Below are 18,475 nucleotides of genomic sequence, written 5' to 3'. Positions count from 1 at the left end.
ATGAACTTTAATTCAAAATAGAAAACTTTATATACCATTGTGTATCTTAATATCTATCGTAAATTAGCTACAACCTACAAAAGGTGATGCCGTGAAAAAAATATTGGCAGTGATATTGGGGCTGTGCTTAATAGTCCCAATAATATCTATGGCAGGATGTGTAGGAGGAAATCAGCCCTCAACCAATGAAAAGCCTTCCAAAATAATAATTAGAACTACAGGAGCAACATTTCCAAAATACCAAATCGAGAAATGGATTGAAGATTATCAAAAAACCCATCCAAATGTCAAGATTGAATATGAGGGAGGAGGTTCAGGATACGGACAAGAGGCATTTTTAAAGGGTCTAACTGACATTGGAAGGACTGACCCCCCAGTTAAAGAAAGCATGTGGAATAAATTTTTAAAAACTGGAGACCAGCCATTACAATTCCCAGAGATTGTTGGGGCAGTTGTTGTAACTTACAATATCCCAGAAATTGGAGATAAAACCTTAAAATTAAGTAGGGATGTATTAGCTGACATATTCTTAGGTAAAATTGTATATTGGGACGATGAAAGAATCAAAAAAATAAATCCAGATATTGCTGATAAGTTACCTCATAAAAAGATTATCGTTGTCCATAGAAGTGATGCAAGTGGAACAACAGCTATATTCACAACATACTTAAGCTTAATTAGTAAGGAGTGGGCTGATAAAGTTGGAGCTGGAAAAGTCGTAAATTGGCCTGTTGATGAGATGGGTAGGGGAGTTGCTGGAAAGGGTAACCCAGGAGTTGTTGCAATAATAAAATCAACACCGTATTCAATTGGATATACAGAGTTATCTTATGCAGTTGAAAATAAATTACCTGTTGCGGCATTAGAAAACAAAAATGGTAAATATGTTAAGCCAACAGATGAGACAATAAAAGCAGCAGTTTCAGAAGTTAAAGCAAATATTCCTAACCCAACAGAAGGTTATAAGGAAGATTTAAAGCAGATGTTGGATGCTCCTGGAGATAATGCCTATCCAATAGTTGCATTCACCCACTTATTAGTCTGGGAAAACAAAAATGGTAAGCACTACTCACCAGAAAAAGCCAAGGCTATAAAAGACTTCTTAACATGGGTATTAACTGAAGGGCAAAAACCAGAACACTTAGCTCCAGGGTATGTAGGATTACCAGAAGATGTTGCTAAGATTGGACTAAATGCTGTAAATATGATAAAAGAATAAATCTAATTCAGTCTTTTTTATTTTTTAGCTTTAAAAATTAAAGATTCTTACAATCTGATTTTTAATGAGACTTCACAAAAATAGAGGTTCTATTGCATGTTGACTCCCTTACACGTCTAAGTTCCTTATTGAGAATATAAAATGCGAAAGTCTATTTAAGTAAGGTATAAATACTACCTTAATCCTATTTTAATTAACAATTAATTCACAATTAGTGTAATAAAATACTAACTTAGGTAGAAACTATGGATTTGAAAAAGATGCTAAAAAAAGTGGATGAATTTAAAATAATAACATTGCCAGCAATATTTATCGTTTTTATCCTGTTTGTGCTAATATTGGGGTTTTACTTCTTCAACGCACTCCCGGCTATTGAGAGGTATGGAATTGATTTGTTTATAACAAATGTTTGGCAGGCCGCAGAAGAAGCATCAAAAGAAGTTTATGGATTAGCAGCACCAATTTGGGGTAGCATTTATACTGCAACGATTGCTGTTTTGATAGCTTTACCTTTATCCCTAGCTTATGCAATATTTGTTAATGACTATGCCCCAAAAAAACTAAAGTATCCTTTAATAGTAATCTCAGATATTATGGCTGGATTGCCAACAATAATCTATGGGATATGGGGAGCTTTTATATTAGTTCCTTTGTTGAGAGACCACGTTATGAAGTTTTTATATGAACACTTTTCATTCATCCCTCTCTTTAATTACCCTCCATTATCCGGTTATTGTTATTTATCAGCAGGAATTTTGTTGGGAATAATGGTTACTCCATTTGCCGCGGCTATTATTAGAGAGGCCTATGCAATGATTCCATCTGTTTATAAAGAGGGATTGGTGGCTTTAGGAGCTACAAGGTATGAAACTACCAAGGTTTTGATAAAATACATAAGACCAGCTATAATTTCTGGGCTTATATTGGCTTTTGGTAGGGCTCTGGGAGAGACGGTTGCTGTTTCACTGGTTATTGGAAACTCTTTCAACCTAACTTACAAGCTCTTTGCTCCGGGCTATACAATCTCATCATTGATAGCAAATCAGTTAGGAAATGCAGTTTTGTATGAATACATGACTTCAGTTCTTTACGCCGCTGGATTGGTGCTGTTTGTTATAGGGCTGGTTATTAATATCATTGGAATTTATTATTTGAAGAGGTGGAGAGAGCATGTCTCCCATTAAACATAAAGCTATTAGGATGATTAAAGATAAAATATTTCTATTTGTTGTTGGTGCATTAACTTTATTAGCAATACTTCCATTATTCCACATCATTATTTCAATTGTCTTAAAAGGAATGCCAATAATAATGGAAAGGGGATTAACTTTCATAACTGGGACTTTAAGTGAGGGAGGAATAGGACCGGCAATCGTTGGGACGTTGATGCTAACATTTTTAGCAACACTTATTGGATTACCTTTAGCTTTCTTAGCTGGAGCTTATGCTTATGAATTCCCAAATAGCTTTATTGGAAGAGCTACAAAGATGCTTTTGCAGATAATGTTGGAGTTCCCAACTATACTGGTTGGGACATTTGTTATGGGAATTTTAGTTGTTCCAATGGGAACATTTTCAGCTTTAGCCGGAGCTTTGGCTTTAGCTTTAATATTAACTCCTTATGTAGCAGTTTATACAGAGGAGGCAATGGCAGAAGTCCCAAAAATTTATAAAGAGGGGGGTTATGCTTTAGGATGCACAAGGGCACAGGTTATATTTAAAGTTGTTACAAAGATGGCTAAAAAAGGAATATTAACAGGAATTTTAATAGGAATGGCTAAAGTTGCAGGGGAAACTGCTCCTCTGCTATTCACCGCTGGAGGGCTTTATGAGGTTTATCCAACAAATCCATTAGAGCCAGTTGGGGCAATTCCTCTCCTCATCTATACGTTAGTTCAAAGCCCTTCGATAGAAGACCACCAAATGGCATGGGGAGCAGCTTTAGTAATGCTCATAATATTTTTAGCGATATTTGTCCCAATAAGATATGCTTTAAAGGATGATATAAAGCTATAAAATAAAAAATAGAAAGGGATGGAAATGGCAAAGGTAAAGATGGAAACAAAAAACTTAAATTTGTGGTATGGAGAAAAACAGGCACTATTTGATATAAACATCCCAATTTATGAGAATAAAATAACTGCTTTGATTGGGCCAAGTGGATGTGGTAAATCAACATTCTTAAGATGTTTAAATCGGCTAAATGATTTAATAAGTAATGTTAGGATAAAAGGAGAGGTTTTATTGGACGGAAAAAACATTTATGATAAAGATGTTGATGTTTATGAGCTAAGAAAGAGAGTAGGAATGGTATTTCAAAAGCCAAATCCTTTTGCTATGAGCATATACGATAATGTTGCATTTGGTCCAAGAATTCACGGAATCAAAGATAAAAAAGAATTAGATAAGATAGTTGAATGGGCGTTAAAGAAAGCGGCTTTATGGGATGAAGTTAAAGATGAATTGCACAAAAACGCTTTATCATTATCTGGGGGGCAACAACAGAGATTGTGCATAGCAAGAGCCATAGCCGTTAAACCAGAGGTTTTATTAATGGATGAGCCAACCTCTGCCTTAGACCCAATTTCTACCCTAAAGATAGAGGAATTGATGGTTGAATTAGCTAAGGATTATACAATTGTTGTTGTTACCCATAACATGCAGCAAGCAAGTAGAGTTTCAGATTACACAGCATTTTTCTTAATGGGGAAGTTAATTGAGTTTGGAGAGACAGAGCAGATATTCTTAAACCCACAGAAGAAGGAGACGGATGATTATATCAGTGGTAGATTTGGTTAAAATTACTTTATAAGGTGAATTACAATGGTAAAAAAATTTGATGAAGTATTAAAAGAGATAGAAGAGGATTTAATGAAGATGGGTGATTTATGTATTGAACAGATAGAAGATGCTGTAAAAGCATTTACAGAGGGGGATATAGAGCTCGCAAAACAGGTGAGAAAGAGAGATAATGAGATAGATTTAATGGAGATTGAGATTGAAGATAAGTGTGTCAAAGCAATTGCGTTATATCATCCAGTATCTGGAGATTTGAGGGAGTTAATGACAGCTATTAAAATATCTTCAAAGTTGGAGAAAGTTGGAGATAATGCATCAAAGATATGTAAAATACTGCTAAAATCCAATTTAGAGGGGAAGAGAAAGAATGAGTTATTAATTGTTATGAAAGATTACTTAGTTAATATGCTAAGAAATGCAATGATATCTTTTAAAAATAGGGATGAGAAGTTAGCAAGAGAAGTTTATGAAATGGACAAAAGATTAGATGATTTGTATGAGCAATTATATAGAAGTATGATAAGCAAAATCCTCGAAGACCCGAAAAATTTAACTTTAGCTACTGAGATAATTTTTGCCGCTAAATATTTAGAGAGGAGTGGAAATATCGTTGCTTCAATAGGGGATAGAGTTGTTTATATGATTACTGGAGAAAGGATAAAAGAGGAGGAATTAGAAGAAAAAATGAATCAATAACTTTTTTATAATATGAGAGAATCACAACAAAAAAATTTTATATTATTTTACTAATTATTTTTATTTTGCATAGCCAGTTAAAGGTGGAGATTATGAAAATATATTTGAACGGAAAGTTTGTTGATGAGAAAGATGCAAAGGTTTCTGTCTTTGACCATGGTTTATTATATGGAGATGGAGTTTTTGAAGGGATTAGGGCTTATGATGGCGTTGTTTTTATGTTGAAAGAGCATATAGACAGATTGTATGATTCAGCAAAATCTCTCTGCATAGACATCCCATTGACGAAAGAAGAGATGATTGATGTTGTTTTAGAAACATTGAGAGTTAATAATCTGAGAGATGCCTATATAAGATTGGTTGTTACAAGAGGAGTTGGTGACTTAGGGTTAGACCCAAGAAAATGTAATGAACCAACTATTTTCTGTATAGCAATTCCTATGCCTCCATTATTAGGAGAGGAGGGGATTAGAGTTATAACCGTTTCAGTTAGAAGACTGCCAGTAGATGTTTTAAATCCAGCAGTTAAATCACTCAATTATTTAAACAGTGTCTTAGCAAAGATTCAAGCAAACTATGCTGGAGTTGATGAGGCATTTTTATTGGATGATAAGGGATTTGTTGTTGAAGGAACCGGAGATAATATTTTTATAGTTAAAAATGGAATTTTAAAGACCCCTCCAGTTTATCAGAGTATCTTAAAAGGAATTACAAGAGATGTCGTTATAAAATTAGCTAAAGAAGAGGGCATTGAGGTTGTTGAAGAACCATTAACCTTACATGATTTATACACTGCTGATGAACTCTTTATCACAGGAACAGCTGCTGAGATAGTGCCTGTCTTTGAGATAGATGGTAGAGTTATAAACAATAAACAAGTTGGAGAGATTACCAAAAAATTAAAAGAAAAGTTTAAAGAAATTAGAACAAAATGGGGAATAAAAATTTATGATGAATAAAAAATAAAAAAGTTAAAAAATTTAGTTTATTTCATTATATATTTTTTATTTTCTAATTATTGCCATTGCTAAAACTCCTTCAATATCAACTGAATCTACTTCCTCTCCTTCACAGAACAAAGCTCTCTTGACATCTTTAATGTGTTCTTTCCTAATAACTCCATATTCTGTTTCTAAACCTCCTTCGTTAATTATCTTTTCAAGTGTCTCTTCATCTGCATTCTTAATTAAGTCCATAACATACTTGGCATTCTTTTTAAACTCAGGCCCTATCTTTGATTTATCAGGGATTATTTCAACAATCTTTGATTCAAGGGCTGGTTTGCCTTTAATTATTTTGAGTTCTTCAATTTTTAATGTTCCTTTAATGTCCTCAGCTGTTTTAACTAACGCATTGTATGTCTCTTCATCTTCTGTATAAATCTCAACGTATTTTAATGGAGCATTTAAGGCCATCCCTGAATTTGCTTTAAATCTTCTAATTGAAATAACTGTATTTTTAGCTATCTCTCCAAATCTCTCTGCCTCTTCATTTATAAATCTCTCATCAATTTCTGGGAATGAGAAGTGGAGATTATCTATTTTATAAATTTCTGCCATATAGTCAGAGAAGTGTGGAGCGAATGGACAAAGTAATCTAACTAATTTGTCAATTACATAGTATAATGTCCATCTTGCTTCTTTCTTTGCCTCTTCATCATCACCATACAGTCTGTATTTAACCATCTCTATGTAGTTGTCACAGAACTCATGCCAGACGAATTTGTAAATTTCTACTATTGTATTAAACCTATAATTCTCTAAATCTCTATCAACTCTTTCAATTAACTTCTGCAACTTACTCAAAATCCATAAATCAATTGGGTTGCTAATTTCCATTGGTTTCTTTAATTCATCAATAATATCATCACTTATGTGCATTTTAGCAAATCTACAGGCATTCCAGAACTTCCTTAAGAATCTATAGCCGTAATCAACCTCTTTCCATAAGAATTGGACATCGTCTCCAACAACGCTGTTACTTGCCCACAATCTTAAAGCATCAGCTCCATACTTGGTTATAATTTCATCTGGCTCTACAACATTTCCTCTACTTTTACTCATCTTATGCCCATCTTCTCCAAACACCATTCCATTTATAACAATCTCATTCCATGGCTTCTTACCAGTTAAAGCTATTGACTTAACTATGGTATAGAAAGCCCACGTCCTAATTATATCATGTCCTTGTGGTCTTAGTTGGACAGGATAATGCTTCTCAAAGAATTCATCATCATCCAACCACTTTGTTATAACCATTGGTGTTATTGAAGAGTCCATCCATGTATCTAAAACATCTGTCTCTGGGATTAAATCAGTGTTTCCACACTTATCACAAACATAGCTTGTTTTAGTTGGGTCTATTGGCAAATCTTCTTCTTTAGCAACAACTACATTTCCACACTTTGGACAATACCAAACGGGTATTGGTGTAGCAAAAATCCTCTGCCTACTTATAACCCAGTCCCAATCCATATCCTCAATCCAATTCAGCAGTCTAATTTTCATGTGCTCTGGAACCCATTTAATCTCATCAGCAACCTCTCTAATTTTTGGAATTAACTTTCTAACATTGACAAACCACTGTTCAGTAACGATAATTTCAATTGGTGTCTTACATCTCCAACAAACACCAACATTCTGTTTTATTGGTTCTTGCTTAACTAAATAACCCTCTTTCTTTAAATCTTCAATAATCTTCTCTCTTGCTTCCTCTGTCTTTAATCCTTTATACTTTCCAGCTATTTCTGTTAATTCTCCCTTCTCATCAATTGCCTTCTTAATTTCCAATTTATGCCTATTGACCCATAAAACGTCTGTCTTATCACCAAATGTACAAACCATAACCGCTCCAGTACCAAACTCCTTCTCTACGTCCTCATCAGCCAATAACTTAACCTTATGCCCAAACAATGGAACTATAAACTCCTTTCCAATTAAATGCTTGTATCTCTCATCTTCTGGATGAACTAAGATAGCAACACACGCAGCCATTAATTCAGGTCTTGTTGTTGCTATCAACAAATATCCATCTCCATCAGCAGCAGGGAATTTTATATAGTTTAGCTTACTTTCTCTCTCTTTATACTCAACTTCAGCAAATGCAATAGCTGTTTGACATCTTGGACACCAATTTACTGGGAATTTTCCTCTGTAAATTAATCCATCTTTATACATCCTAACAAAGGCAGTTTGGGATTTTTTAATATACTCCGGGGTCATTGTTATATACTCCCTATCCCAATCAATAGAAATTCCTAAAGATTTTATCTGTCTTCTCATTTTTTCAATGTTTTCTTTTGTTAGCTCAATACACAACTCTCTAAATTTATGTCTATCAATATCTGACTTTGTTATGCCGTGTATCTCTTCAACCTTAACCTCTGTTGGTAATCCATGGCAATCCCAACCTTGTGGGAATAAAACATTAAATCCTTTCATTCTCTTGTATCTTGCTATTATATCCATGTAAGTCCAGTTTAAAGCATGTCCTAAGTGTAATCTACCAGTTGGATATGGTGGAGGAGTGTCAATAATATATGGTGGCTTATTACTCTCTTCATCAAATTTGTAAATTTTACTTTCTTCCCACTTTTTTTGTATTTGTTTCTCAATCTCTATATTGTAATCCTTTGGCATCTCCATGTAAATCACCATTAATCTTTTAGAGCGTTTTTAATTTAATAAAAATAGTTAAGGTTTAAATAAATAACTCTGCAATATATTCATACATTTAATTAAAAAGTTATTTATTTGCTAAAATTACTTCCTTTATAGCATACCACTTCTTTATCGAAATTGGTTTTACAATACCATTAATCACATCATAAAATAGAATCTCATTTTTAATTAAAAATTTAATTTCATCTATGAGATTGTTTTTTATAATTTCACTAATATCAACTTTTATTTTATTTTCAAATAATTTTAAAGTATTAAATAACCTTTCCATTTCAAATTCTTTTTGAGTTGATATTAAATATAGGATTTTATCCCTCTCAATATTTATCCACTGTCTTATAGTTTGTTCAACAGATAAACCTAATTTTTTATTATTTATTAATTGGGAGATTTCATAAGGTAAGGATAGATAATTTAAGGCATAATTAATCTCTTCCTCATTAAAACCTTCTTCTTTTAAAATCTCTCTTATAGTTCCTTTTCTTAACCAATCAATTAGATAATATTCGGAAGTATTTTCTAAAGTAGAGTTTTGATATATCTCTTCAATAAATAAGGTATCAGAAGTTAGACAAATAACATGGCATAGATGTCTTACTTTAGTCAAATGCACAAAGAGATTAAATAACTCATTCAATAAAGATTTATCTTTACCATTTCCATTAAAGTAGATATTTTTTAATTTCTGCAGCTCATCTATAATTAAAACTGGCTTTTTTCCATCTCTAACAACTGCTTCAATTCCTTCGTAAATCTTATCAAACACATCATTTAGAGATGATTCATCAAAATTAAACTTTTCTTCAACTCCAAACTTCCATATTTTTAGATTAACCTCAAATCTATTTAACACATACTTTTTATCCGATTTTTCAAAAAATATTTTTAAAAACTCTTCTTTTGTTGGTGTTGCATATCTTCTTAAATCATAATAGAAAAATACCAAATCATCCCTCTTAGATAACTCCTCAATAACTCTTAACATAACAGTTGTTTTACCTGACGATTTAGGCCCATAAACGAATAAAATAGAGTTTGGTTCTAATTGGCAGTAGGTTTTTAGATAATGTAATTCTTTCTCTCTATTGTAGAATTTCATAATCTTCACCTTTACTACTAAAAATAATAAAAAAGCGTTATTTCTTAAACCATTCTGGATAACCAACTATTTTATATCCACCAAAAGGTCCCGACTTACTCTCTATTTTAAAGCCAAGTGTTTTTAAATCCTTTATTCTGTTATGCACTGCTACTCTACTCTTTCTATCAATATAATCTTTTAAAAACTCTCCAGATATAAAATCAGAGTTTTTTGCAAATATTTTATTCCTTTCCAATATTTTTCTTGCTTCTTCTTCTCCAAACTTCTCTGATAGTTTATGGTATAAATCATCAACTCCAATAAGAATATTTAAAAGGATGAAGTGCCCAATATCTAACTTTATATTATTCTCATAAGCCTTTTTTAAAAACTCCCAGAAATCATAATCCTTCCTCTCAATCATGTTTTTTATTTCATCCTCTATCCTCATTCAACCCCCTTTCCTTCTTTTTGCCAATTTTCTTGCCAATGCAACCATACCTATCTCAATAAGTCCAACAAAGAACTTTTCCAAACCACCACAAGCCCAAATTGCCTTTCCAAATGTTGTTTTTTTAATTCTCTCTTCATACTCTTTTGGGGTTATTTCCTTTCCAGTCATTCTCTTTGTTACAACCGCTGCTGCTTCCATTAACTCCTCCCAGCTTATATCTCCAATATGATTATGCAATTCCTTAAATATCTTATACACTGGGATTTCATACAACTTAGCTAACGTTTTAACAACATCACAGTTTCTAACCATTCCTACAACTCTACCATCCCTTGTTAAAACTGGGATGCTAACAACTTTATACTTAACGAACTTTAAAACCACATCTCTTGCCTCATTATCTTCATATACAGTAATAACCTCCTCAGCAGGTCTCATAAACTCTGTTATTGGCTTTTTAAAATCTTTTTCTGATATGCCTAACAACTCTAATGTAGTTACCCAACCAACTAATTTATCCTCCTTATCAACAATAGGTGCAGAGAATCTCTTCTTCTTTTTTAATAAGTTTATTGCATCCTCAACGGTCTCATCCACATATATCTTAGCAAAATTTTTATCCATCAAATCTCTAACTTTCATAGTATCACAAGAAAATGTTTATGATAAAATAATGTTATTTGGCTTAATGTTTTTATTTCTATCTCTTTAGAAATTTTAATACCTATTCTATTAATCCAATCTATTGGTTATATACCCTTTAACTGCACTTATAGCGGCAATCTTTGGAGATGCCAAGTAGATATAGCTGTTTATATGCCCCATCCTCCCTCTGAAGTTTCTATTTGTCGTTGATAAACAAACCTCTCCCTCAGCTAAAACTCCTTGATGAGCTCCTAAGCAAGGGCCACATCCAGGAGTGCAAATCATAGCCCCAGCTTTGACAAATATATCAATAAGCCCCTCTTTTAAAGCCTGCATAAAAACCTTTTTTGATGCTGGAATGACAATTAATTTAACATCTTTATGAATCTCCCTGCCTTTTAAATACTTAGCTGCCTCTCTTAAATCACTCAATCTCCCATTTGTACAACTACCTATAAAAACTTGATTTATTTCAGTACCTTCAACCTCACTAACTGGTTTTACGTTATCTGGATGATGAGGAACTGCTATCTGCTCCTCCATATCTGTTATATCAATCTCAATTTCTTTATAGTAGTTTGCTTCATCCCTATCTACAGTTATTCTTTCTTTTTTTAGTTTTACAATTTCCTCATCACTCAGATTTCTTTCTTTCTTTAAATAATTATAGGTTATATCATCAGCCTCTATAACTCCAGTCTTACCTCCCATCTCTATTGCCATGTTACATAATGTTAGCCTCCCATCCATATCCATGTTTTTAACAACCTCTCCACCATATTCAATAGCCATATATGTCGCTCCTCTCCTTCCAATTTCTTTGCAAACCCTTAAAACAATATCTTTTGGAGAGATATTTTCATTTTTCCCAACAATATCAACCCTAATAGTTTTAGGCACTTTAATCCATGTCTCTCCTGTTGCATAGATGTAAGCCATGTCAGTAGCTCCAAACCCAGTGGCAAAAGCTCCAAAAGCCCCATGTGTGCATGTATGGCTGTCTCCACCAGCTACGAACATGTTTGGTAAAACATAATTCTCAGCTAATATTTGATGGCATATCCCTTCTCCACCCTTATGAAACTTTTTAATATTAAACCTTTTAACAAACTCTAAAGCCAATTTTTGCATCTCAGCAGCTTTAACTGTGTTTGCTGGGACGTTGTGGTCGAATGCAACAACTATCTTATCTGGATTCCAAACGCTATCACTCATCTCTTTTAAAGCTTTGTAAGCTAAAGGTGTAGTCCCATCATGAGTCATTGCCAAATCAACTTCAACTTCAATGCTATCTCCTGCACAAACCTCATAACCAACTTTTTTTGATAGTATCTTCTCCACCAATGCCACACTACCACCTAATCAAAGAATATTATATTTGCCCTTGGGTCAGTCTCAAAAACAATCTTTCCATCTTTAAATACTCTAACCACTCCTCCACTCTGAGAGACAGTCACAGCTATTGCATTTGTATTTTTTGTTATACATGCAGCAGCTACATGTCTTGCTCCTAAACCTTTTGGTATATCAACATCTCCTTTTGTCTCTAAAAATCTACCTGCTGAAACTACTTTACCCTCATCAGTAATTATAAATGCTCCATCAATAGAAGATAGCTCTTTTATAGTCCCTTTTACATTTTCATCAAATATACTTGCATTGTGTCCAGCAAATGGATTTAATATTAAAGGTTTTGACATGTTCATAACGTTTAAGGTATCTCCAATAACGAAAATCGTTCCTACATACTCCCCTTCTCTCCCCTCTCTCCCAATTTCCATAGCTAATTTTATAACCTCTTTTAAAGTTTTTTTCTGTTTTTCATCCAATGTTTCAAAGAGTTCATACAAAGTTATTGTCTTTACATGCTCTTTTACATTAACAACCATTATTGTATCCAACTTCCCAGGAGTTTTTGGTTCCCCTACAACTGCAACAATCTTGTGATTTTCTTTTAAAATTTTCATTTTAAGGGCATGCACTATCCCACTACTTATTATCATACATCTATTATCCTCTCTATGTTTAATAAAGATAGGATAAATATTCTTTTCATTTTCATAAGAAATTTTTTTATAAGTTACTTGATTTGGTGTGGCAACAATTATTTTTACATCTTTATGGGTCATCTTATCGAGTACTTTCTTTATTTTTGGATAATCATCTCTTTTTAAAAGAGATTTTAGCAGTTCATAAGATTTGCCAGTTTCAGTAAATATCATCAACGCATCTGCCTTAATATCATAAGCCAACTCCAACCCATGCTTTATTATGTACTTTGCCACATTCATTTTTAAACACCAAATTATCTCTTTGCGTATCTAACTAATGCCTCTGCTATTTTTTATCTACATACACCTTTTAGTAAAAGCTTTATCAAAACGGATACATTAAAAGGGGATTTCGTCCCCTTAATGTCTCTTTAAGATTTTGCATACCTAATTAAAGCTTCAGCTATCTTTCTATCTGCATTTATTCCTATATCTCTAAAGCCCTTAGTTCCTGGGGAAGAGTTGAGTTCAATAACATAATAACTGTCTTTTGTTGGTAATACATCTACTCCTAAAATTACAGCCTCAGATAACTCGGCACATTTTAAAGCCAATTCTTCAAGTTCCTCATCAATATTTAGTTTCTCGACGATATTCCCTAAATATAGGTTGGTTCTAAAATCTCTGCTAACTCTTCTATAGCCACCAACAACTTCTCCATCAACAACTAATATTCTCATATCCTTATATAAGCCATTTTCCTTAAAATCAATAAACTCCTGTATAATCTTCCCTTCCCATATTGCATTCTTTGTAAGTTCCTTCAACTCATTATAATTTTTTGCCATAAATACTTTCAAACCACACTTTGAGAAGGAATTTTTTACAATTACTGGAAACTCAATATTATATTTCTCAATAAATTTAACTGCATCCTCATAATCTCTAATTAATGCTGTTTTTGGTGTCTTTATATTATTCTTTGCAAGTAACTTTATGCATTTAAACTTATCTGATGTAAGGTAGAGAGTTTTAATTGGATTTATAAATCTACAGCCCTCAACTTCCAATGCATTTATAAATTGCCAAGAATACAAAGTTAGCCGGTCAAAATAATCTCCTATTCCGCATCTTGAATGAATTAAGTCCGTTTCTAATTTAAAATCATAACTCATTAATGTTTCAGGATGTGATAATAAAAATATATCACACTCAGCCCCTAATTTTTCAATCTCATTTTTTAAGCTCCATACACTGCAACTTTTTCCTTCTGGGGATAAAATTGTTATCTTCACCATAAACATCCCAGAAATAAAAATTATAGAGAAACTAAGAATTAAGATTAAATATTTACCAATTCATCTATACTAATTAATTTTTGCTCTCCTGTAATCATGTCCTTTAAAGTTACCTTCCCCTCATTAAGCTCTTTCTCTCCAACAATAATTACCTTCTTAAATCCTCTTGAATTTGCGTAATCTAATGCCTTTCTCAACTTTCTACCCATAATTTCAAGTTCCACTATTTTTCCTGCCTTTCTTAACTTATCAGCTATAATCAATGATTTTTTAATTAATTCCTTATCTTTTTTTACTGGGATTATTAAGATGCCTTCTTCCTCAATATCTAAATCATCGATATTCATCATAATTCTATCAAATCCATAGGCAAAACCAACAGCTGGTGTTGGTTCTCCTCCAAACGTCTCTATTAAATTATCATATCTCCCTCCACCACATATCTGCTTAGCTCCCTTCTTTCCATATATCTCAAATACCATTCCAGTGTAGTAATCTAAACCCCTCGCAATTCCAAGGTTTATTGTGTATTTATCATGAATAACAAATTCTAAAATCTTTTCTAAGTTTTTTATCGCCTCTATAGATTTTGGGAAATCTTTCAATATCTCTTTTAGTTCATCTAAAATCTCTCTCCCTCCTTTAAATTTTAATATATCAAATATTAACTCTTTCTTCTCCTCTCCCAAAATTTCATTTAAATAAACTTCTAAATTTTCATAATCTTCCTTATCTATCAACCTTCTTATTTTAACCTCTTCTTCCTCACTAACATTAAACTCCTCTAACACACCTTTTAAAACTCCCAGATGTCCTATATGAACATCAAAATCCAAACCAATATTTATCAATCCATCCATTGCTAAATTTAAAACTTCAGCATCTGCCAATGGCTCTTTACATCCAATTAGCTCACAACCCATCTGCCAAAACTCTCTAAACCTCCCTGCCTGTGGTCTTTCATATCTAAAGCAATTGGCAAAGTAATAAAGCCTTAAGGGTTTTTGCAAATTCTTTAATTCATTTAAATAGAATCTAACAACTGGAGATGTCATCTCTGGCCTTAAAGCCATTTCTCTTCCACCATGGTCTTTAAACACATACAACTGCTTTCTAATCTCTTCTCCTGTTTTTTTTGCTATCAACTCAAAAGTTTCAAAGGTTGGAGTTAATATCTCTTTGTAACCATATCTCTCAAATACTTCTCTCAACTTGTTTTCAATAAATCTTCTTTTTTTCATCTCTTCTGGTAAAAAGTCCCTTGTTCCTCTTGGTTTTTGGAACATTCCTATCATCCTTAATACTTTTGTTTTTTGTTAAAATAGAATAGCAAAGCCAATTTATAAAATCTTTGTTTTACAACGTGGTTTGCAAAAATATTTTTATATTCATAAGGATTGATAGTGAACTAACCATGAACACAACCGAAAAGTATATATAGAATCTCATCAACATATATATACCGAACAAGGTAACAACCTGAGGTGATGAAAATGGCAATGGCAGGAGCACCTATAGTAGTATTACCACAAAATGTTAAAAGATATGTTGGAAGAGACGCTCAAAGAATGAACATCTTAGCAGGTAGAATTATCGCTGAGACAGTTAGAACAACATTAGGACCAAAAGGAATGGACAAAATGTTAGTTGATGAATTAGGAGATATAGTTGTTACAAACGACGGGGTTACAATATTAAAAGAAATGAGTGTTGAGCACCCAGCTGCTAAGATGTTAATTGAAGTTGCTAAAACCCAAGAAAAAGAAGTTGGAGACGGTACAACAACAGCAGTCGTTATTGCTGGAGAGTTGTTAAGAAAAGCTGAAGAGTTGTTAGACCAAAACATCCACCCATCAGTCATCATCAATGGATACGAGATGGCAAGAAATAAAGCAATTGAAGAGTTAAAGTCAGTTGCTAAAGAAGTTAAACCAGATGACACTGAAATGTTAAAGAAAATTGCAATGACATCAATTACTGGTAAAGGAGCAGAGAAAGCAAGAGAGCAGTTAGCTGAAATCGTCGTTGAGGCAGTTAGAACAGTTGTTGATGAAGAAACTGGAAAAGTTGATAAGGACTTAATTAAAGTTGAGAAGAAGGAAGGAGCTCCAATTGAAGAAACAACCTTAATTAGAGGAGTTGTTATTGACAAAGAGAGAGTCAACCCACAAATGCCAAAGAAAGTTGAAAACGCTAAGATTGCATTGTTAAACTGCCCAATTGAAGTCAAAGAAACAGAAACTGATGCAGAGATAAGAATTACTGACCCAGCTAAGTTAATGGAGTTCATTGAGCAAGAAGAGAAGATGATTAAAGACATGGTTGAGAAAATAGCTGCTACAGGAGCTAATGTTGTCTTCTGTCAAAAAGGAATTGATGACTTAGCTCAGCACTACTTAGCTAAGAAAGGAATCTTAGCAGTAAGAAGAGTTAAGAAGTCAGACATGGAGAAATTAGCTAAAGCTACAGGAGCAAGAATAATAACAAAAATTGATGACTTAACACCAGAAGACCTTGGAGAAGCTGGATTAGTTGAAGAGAGAAAAGTTGCTGGAGATGCAATGATATTCGTTGAAGAGTGCAAGCATCCAAAGGCTGTAACAATCTTAGCAAGAGGTTCAACAGAGCACGTTGTTGAAGAAGTTGCAAGAGCAATTGATGATGCAATTGGAGTTGTCAAGTGTGCATTAGAAGAAGGTAAGATTGTTGCTGGTGGGGGAGCAACTGAGATAGAATTAGCTAAGAGATTAAGAAAATTCGCTGAAACAGTTGCTGGAAGAGAGCAGTTAGCAGTTAAGGCATTCGCTGATGCTTTAGAAGTAATACCAAGAACATTAGCTGAGAACTCAGGATTAGACCCAATTGACATGCTCGTTAAGTTGAGAGCTGCTCACGAGAAAGAAGGCGGAGAAGTCTACGGATTAGACGTCTTCGAAGGAGAAGTAGTTGATATGATGGAGAAAGGGGTTGTTGAACCATTGAAAGTCAAGACACAGGCAATTGACTCAGCTACAGAGGCATCAGTCATGCTCTTAAGAATCGATGACGTCATAGCTGCTGAGAAAGTTAAAGAAGACAAGGGAGGAGAAGGAGGAGACATGGGAGGAGGTGACGAATTTTAACTCCTCCTCTGAATAAATAACTTTTTAGCTTTTTAAATTTTTATTTTTTATTTTACTTTAAATCTATAAATTTAAATATTTAATTAAAATTCAAAAATAAAAAATTAGTAGTTAAAAACTTAGGAAACAGTTGCTATCGTCCTAACACACCCTCCACCATCTCCAACTGGAACACTCTGCCCGTCCTTTCCACAGTAGCCAACACTCAGCTCAAAGTCTTTTGTAACTGCATCGACCTTAAATAAAATATCTAAAATCTCCCCACTTAATCCAGCATCTTTTAAAACTTGAGTTAGCTCACCATTTTCAATTAAATAAGCTTCAACTGCACTGAATTGGAATAATCCTTTACCAGTATCAACCTGCCCTCCTCTCGAACCCTTTAAAAATATTCCCTCTTTTGTATCCTCTAAAAGCTCTTCAAAACTCCAATCTCCAGGTTTTATAAAGGTGTTACTCATCCTTACAATTGGCTTATTTAATCCCTCAGCTCTACCATTTCCTGTTAGCTCAGCATCCATCCTTCCAGAAGTTTCTCTTGAATGTAGATAGGTTTTTAAAATCCCGTTTTCAATTATAATGGTTTTTTTACCTTCAACTCCCTCATCATCATATTTATAAGAACCAAAAGCCCCATCAATTGTAGCATCGTCTATAACTGTAACATACTCGCTTCCAACTCTCTCTCCTATCTTATCTTTAAATACACTATCATTCTGCAAAACTAAATCTGCCTCTGCTGCATGCCCTACTGCCTCATGTATAAACACTCCAGCCAACTCTGGGTCTAAGATAACTTTAAATTTACCTTTTGGACATGGCTTTGCTTTTAATAATCTTAAAGCTCTATTTTTTGCTTCCAAAGCTAAATTTAAATAATTATCTTTTATTTTCTCAAATCCAAAGCCACCAGTTCTTTCAGCTCCATACTGTAAATTTCCGTTTTCCTTAGCAACACAGTTCATATACATTATGCATCTCGTTATCTCTCCCTCAATTCTTGAGCCTTCGCTATTCATAAATACTCTTTTCCCAAATACATCTGAATAACTAACAGAAATGCTCTTAATCTTTTCATCTGTCATATTTTTATAAGTATCTATAATAATCTCTTTCTTTTCTTCAATATCAATGTCAGTTGGATTTATTTTTCCAATCATTTTATAACTGTCAATTATTGCTTTATAATCTTTTAATATAATCTCTTTTTCTGAATATTCATTGGAAATTTTAGCTATTTTATATGCTTTATTTATTAGCTTTTCAATTTCCTCTTCATTTACTATGTTTGATGTAACAAATCCCCAGCCATTTTTATACAAAACTCTAACAGCAACTCCATTCCCAAAGCCAGATGAAATCTCTTCTATTTTACCATCTTTTAATGTTATTGTATTGCTCTCTCCAAAATTTATTCTAATATCTGCATAATCTCCAACTTCTAACATTTTTTCTATTTTTTCTAAGTTAATCATTTTCTCACCAAAAAT

At 33.3% G+C, this 18,475-nt stretch carries 16 protein-coding genes; 7 read left to right on the top strand and 9 right to left on the bottom strand.

The window, feature by feature from the left end; translation table 11 throughout:
• Positions 1–91 precede the first annotated feature (91 nt).
• From pstS to ilvE, 6 genes are all read left to right on the top strand, one after another.
• Positions 92–1,219, top strand: coding sequence for a phosphate ABC transporter substrate-binding protein PstS (pstS, locus tag MFS40622_RS08175; RefSeq protein ID WP_012981201.1), 1,128 nt, complete (start codon positions 92–94; stop codon positions 1,217–1,219).
• A gap of 245 nt (positions 1,220–1,464) precedes the next feature.
• Complete coding sequence (pstC, locus tag MFS40622_RS08170; RefSeq protein ID WP_012981200.1) at positions 1,465–2,403, top strand: phosphate ABC transporter permease subunit PstC; 939 nt, start codon at positions 1,465–1,467, stop codon at positions 2,401–2,403.
• On the top strand, positions 2,390–3,235 hold the full coding sequence (pstA, locus tag MFS40622_RS08165; RefSeq protein ID WP_012981199.1) for a phosphate ABC transporter permease PstA: 846 nt from the start codon (positions 2,390–2,392) through the stop codon (positions 3,233–3,235). The genes pstC and pstA overlap by 14 nt, the downstream gene beginning before the upstream one ends.
• Before the next feature lie 24 nt (positions 3,236–3,259).
• Positions 3,260–4,018, top strand: a complete 759-nt coding sequence (gene pstB / locus MFS40622_RS08160; RefSeq protein WP_012981198.1) for a phosphate ABC transporter ATP-binding protein PstB — start codon at positions 3,260–3,262, stop codon at positions 4,016–4,018.
• Between the two features lie 24 nt (positions 4,019–4,042).
• Positions 4,043–4,714 (top strand): phosphate signaling complex protein PhoU, encoded by a 672-nt coding sequence (phoU, locus tag MFS40622_RS08155; protein ID WP_012981197.1) that lies wholly within the window; start codon positions 4,043–4,045, stop codon positions 4,712–4,714.
• 92 nt (positions 4,715–4,806) lie between these two features.
• Complete coding sequence (ilvE, locus tag MFS40622_RS08150; RefSeq protein WP_012981196.1) at positions 4,807–5,673, top strand: branched-chain-amino-acid transaminase; 867 nt, start codon at positions 4,807–4,809, stop codon at positions 5,671–5,673.
• A gap of 45 nt (positions 5,674–5,718) precedes the next feature.
• On the opposite strand, the gene valS is transcribed toward ilvE, so the two are convergent.
• From valS to hisS, 8 genes are all read right to left on the bottom strand, one after another.
• Positions 5,719–8,358 (bottom strand): valine--tRNA ligase, encoded by a 2,640-nt coding sequence (gene valS / locus MFS40622_RS08145; RefSeq protein ID WP_048197519.1) that lies wholly within the window; start codon positions 8,356–8,358, stop codon positions 5,719–5,721.
• 100 nt (positions 8,359–8,458) lie between these two features.
• A complete protein-coding gene (locus MFS40622_RS08140; protein WP_012981194.1) occupies positions 8,459–9,493 on the bottom strand; it encodes an ATP-binding protein in 1,035 nt (344 codons plus the stop codon).
• 37 nt (positions 9,494–9,530) lie between these two features.
• Entirely contained in the window at positions 9,531–9,926 is a 396-nt protein-coding gene (locus MFS40622_RS08135) for a helix-turn-helix domain-containing protein (RefSeq protein WP_012981193.1), read from the bottom strand.
• A complete protein-coding gene (locus tag MFS40622_RS08130) occupies positions 9,927–10,571 on the bottom strand; it encodes an HPP family protein (RefSeq protein WP_012981192.1) in 645 nt (214 codons plus the stop codon).
• A gap of 90 nt (positions 10,572–10,661) precedes the next feature.
• Entirely contained in the window at positions 10,662–11,924 is a 1,263-nt protein-coding gene (gene hacA / locus MFS40622_RS08125; protein WP_012981191.1) for a homoaconitase large subunit, read from the bottom strand.
• Positions 11,925–11,932: 8 nt separating this feature from the next.
• Positions 11,933–12,865 carry a diadenylate cyclase gene (gene dacZ / locus MFS40622_RS08120; RefSeq protein WP_012981190.1) on the bottom strand — a complete coding sequence of 311 codons (933 nt, stop codon included), beginning with the start codon at positions 12,863–12,865 and terminating at the stop codon, positions 11,933–11,935.
• Between the two features lie 131 nt (positions 12,866–12,996).
• On the bottom strand, positions 12,997–13,863 hold the full coding sequence (gene cofF / locus MFS40622_RS08115; protein WP_012981189.1) for a coenzyme gamma-F420-2:alpha-L-glutamate ligase: 867 nt from the start codon (positions 13,861–13,863) through the stop codon (positions 12,997–12,999).
• 44 nt (positions 13,864–13,907) lie between these two features.
• Entirely contained in the window at positions 13,908–15,149 is a 1,242-nt protein-coding gene (gene hisS, locus MFS40622_RS08110) for a histidine--tRNA ligase (protein ID WP_012981188.1), read from the bottom strand.
• Between the two features lie 207 nt (positions 15,150–15,356).
• On the opposite strand from hisS, the gene thsB reads away from it, so the two are divergent.
• Positions 15,357–16,985, top strand: coding sequence for a thermosome subunit beta (gene thsB, locus MFS40622_RS08105; protein ID WP_012981187.1), 1,629 nt, complete (start codon positions 15,357–15,359; stop codon positions 16,983–16,985).
• Between the two features lie 119 nt (positions 16,986–17,104).
• Here the strand turns inward: thsB and MFS40622_RS08100 are convergent, their stop codons facing one another.
• Positions 17,105–18,460 (bottom strand): TldD/PmbA family protein, encoded by a 1,356-nt coding sequence (locus MFS40622_RS08100; protein ID WP_012981186.1) that lies wholly within the window; start codon positions 18,458–18,460, stop codon positions 17,105–17,107.
• Positions 18,461–18,475 lie beyond the last annotated feature (15 nt).

The organism is Methanocaldococcus sp. FS406-22, assembly GCF_000025525.1.
Taxonomy (GTDB): Archaea; AGJL01; Methanococci; order Methanococcales; family Methanocaldococcaceae; genus Methanocaldococcus.
The sequence above is the reverse complement of the archived record's forward strand: the minus strand, read 5'-3'. Positions and strand labels throughout refer to the sequence as shown.

What these genes read in the sequence shown, in the direction of transcription:
- pstC (WP_012981200.1), top strand. Translation starts at nt 1,465, where the DNA reads ATGGATTTGAAAAAGATGCTAAAAAAAGTGGATGAATTTAAAATAATA.
- pstA (WP_012981199.1), top strand. Translation starts at nt 2,390, where the DNA reads ATGTCTCCCATTAAACATAAAGCTATTAGGATGATTAAAGATAAAATA.
- pstB (WP_012981198.1), top strand. Translation starts at nt 3,260, where the DNA reads ATGGCAAAGGTAAAGATGGAAACAAAAAACTTAAATTTGTGGTATGGA.
- phoU (WP_012981197.1), top strand. Translation starts at nt 4,043, where the DNA reads ATGGTAAAAAAATTTGATGAAGTATTAAAAGAGATAGAAGAGGATTTA.
- ilvE (WP_012981196.1), top strand. Translation starts at nt 4,807, where the DNA reads ATGAAAATATATTTGAACGGAAAGTTTGTTGATGAGAAAGATGCAAAG.
- valS (WP_048197519.1), bottom strand. Translation starts at nt 8,358, where the DNA reads ATGGAGATGCCAAAGGATTACAATATAGAGATTGAGAAACAAATACAA.
- MFS40622_RS08140 (WP_012981194.1), bottom strand. Translation starts at nt 9,493, where the DNA reads ATGAAATTCTACAATAGAGAGAAAGAATTACATTATCTAAAAACCTAC.
- MFS40622_RS08135 (WP_012981193.1), bottom strand. Translation starts at nt 9,926, where the DNA reads ATGAGGATAGAGGATGAAATAAAAAACATGATTGAGAGGAAGGATTAT.
- MFS40622_RS08130 (WP_012981192.1), bottom strand. Translation starts at nt 10,571, where the DNA reads ATGAAAGTTAGAGATTTGATGGATAAAAATTTTGCTAAGATATATGTG.
- dacZ (WP_012981190.1), bottom strand. Translation starts at nt 12,865, where the DNA reads ATGAATGTGGCAAAGTACATAATAAAGCATGGGTTGGAGTTGGCTTAT.
- cofF (WP_012981189.1), bottom strand. Translation starts at nt 13,863, where the DNA reads ATGGTGAAGATAACAATTTTATCCCCAGAAGGAAAAAGTTGCAGTGTA.
- hisS (WP_012981188.1), bottom strand. Translation starts at nt 15,149, where the DNA reads ATGTTCCAAAAACCAAGAGGAACAAGGGACTTTTTACCAGAAGAGATG.
- thsB (WP_012981187.1), top strand. Translation starts at nt 15,357, where the DNA reads ATGGCAATGGCAGGAGCACCTATAGTAGTATTACCACAAAATGTTAAA.
- MFS40622_RS08100 (WP_012981186.1), bottom strand. Translation starts at nt 18,460, where the DNA reads ATGATTAACTTAGAAAAAATAGAAAAAATGTTAGAAGTTGGAGATTAT.